This window comes from Pseudoalteromonas sp. S3178 (assembly GCF_005886985.1).
Taxonomy (GTDB): Bacteria; Pseudomonadota; Gammaproteobacteria; order Enterobacterales; family Alteromonadaceae; genus Pseudoalteromonas; species Pseudoalteromonas carrageenovora.
Genome location: NZ_PNCW01000277.1, coordinates 1 through 362, shown reverse-complemented (window position 1 = coordinate 362; position 362 = coordinate 1). Strand labels below are relative to the sequence as shown.

The following is a 362-nucleotide window of genomic DNA, read 5'->3' as shown; positions in this document are numbered from 1 at the left end:
AACCACTTTGTACCGGTAGGTGTAAATGGTCAACAAGCTCTGGCACATCTGCATAGGCTTCAATGATATCTGGTGTAAATTCAACCGGGTGAGATGTTGTATAACGAATACGGTCAATACCGTCAATTGCTGCAACGTAGCGAATTAAATCAGAGAAGTAACAAATTTCACCATCGTGCATTTCACCACGGTAAGCATTTACGTTTTGACCGAGTAAGTTCACTTCACGTACACCTTGCTCCGCAAGCTGAGCAACTTCAAGGATCACATCATCTAAAGGACGGCTTACTTCTTCGCCACGCGTGTACGGTACAACACAGAAAGTACAGTACTTAGAGCAACCTTCCATAATTGAAACAAAT

At 42.8% G+C, this 362-nt stretch carries 1 protein-coding gene; it reads right to left on the bottom strand.

Annotated features, from left to right (window positions below):
- Positions 1-362, bottom strand: a 362-nt coding sequence (locus CWC11_RS20955) for a radical SAM protein (RefSeq protein WP_138684186.1), incomplete at both ends; no start/stop codon positions are given.